The organism is Streptomyces sp. NPDC058295 (assembly GCF_042880655.1).
Classification (GTDB): domain Bacteria; phylum Actinomycetota; class Actinomycetes; order Streptomycetales; family Streptomycetaceae; genus Streptomyces; species Streptomyces coriariae.
This window is the reverse complement of record NZ_JBHVYO010000115.1, coordinates 1-1,239: the sequence shown is the minus strand read 5'-3', so window position 1 is coordinate 1,239 and position 1,239 is coordinate 1. Positions and strand designations below refer to the sequence as shown.

The window sequence follows — 1,239 nt, the reverse complement described above, 5'->3', positions numbered from 1 at the left end:
TCCGGTGTCCACTGCATGGGGGTGCGGACGGCGTCGCGGTCGCCGAGCCAGATGTTGTCGCCCATGCCGATCTCGTCGCCGTAGTAGAGGATCGGCGAGCCGGGCAGGGAGAGCAGCAGGGCGGTGAAGAGCTCGATCTGGTTGCGGTCGTTGTCGAGGAGGGGGGCGAGCCGGCGGCGGATGCCGATGTTGGCGCGCATACGCGGGTCTTTCGCGTATTCCGCGTACATGTAGTCGCGTTCCTCGTCGGTGACCATTTCGAGGGTGAGCTCGTCGTGGTTGCGCAGGAAGATTCCCCATTGGCAGCGGGAGGGGATCGCGGGGGTCTTGGCGAGGATTTCCGAGACCGGGTAGCGGGATTCCCTGCGGACCGCCATGAAGATGCGGGGCATGACGGGGAAGTGGAACGCCATATGGCATTCGTCGCCGCCGGAGGCGTAGTCACCGAAGTAGTCGACGACGTCCTCGGGCCACTGGTTGGCCTCGGCCAGGATCACCGTGTCCGGGTAGTGGGCGTCGATCTCCTTGCGGACCCGTTTGAGGAACTCGTGCGTGGCCGGCAGGTTCTCGCAGTTCGTGCCCTCCTCGGCGTACAGGTAGGGCACGGCGTCGAGGCGGAAGCCGTCGATGCCCAGGTCCAGCCAGAACCGCAGCGCGGAGATCATCTCCTCCTGCACGGCCGGGTTCTCGTAGTTGAGGTCCGGCTGGTGGGAGAAGAAGCGGTGGAAGAAGTACTGCTTGCGGACGGGGTCGAAGGTCCAGTTGGAGACTTCGGTGTCGACGAAGATGATGCGGGCGTCGCCGTACTGTTTGTCGTCGTCGGCCCACATGTAGTAGTCGCCGTAGGGGCCGTCGGGGTCTTTCCTCGATTCCTGGAACCACGGGTGCTGGTCGCTGGTGTGGTTCATCACGAAGTCGATGATGACGCGCATGCCGCGTTGGTGGGCGGCGTCGACGAATTCGACGAAGTCGGCGAGGTCGCCGAATTCGGGGAGGACGGCGGTGTAGTCGGATACGTCGTATCCGCCGTCGCGTAGGGGTGATTTGAAGAACGGCGGCAGCCAGAGGCAGTCGACTCCCAGCCATTGCAGGTAGTCGAGTTTGGCGGTGATGCCTTTGAGGTCGCCGACGCCGTCGCCGTTGCTGTCCTGGAAGGAGCGGACGAGGACCTCGTAGAACACCGCGCGTTTGAACCACTCGGGGTCGCGGTCCTTGGCGGGAGTGTCCTCGAAGGTGTCC

General features: G+C 64.4%; 1 protein-coding gene. It reads right to left on the bottom strand.

Going from position 1 to position 1,239, the window contains the following annotated elements; genetic code table 11:
• Nucleotides 1-1,239: maltose alpha-D-glucosyltransferase (treS, locus tag ACFVYS_RS43790; protein WP_389511455.1), on the bottom strand; the 1,239-nt coding region annotated here is incomplete at both ends.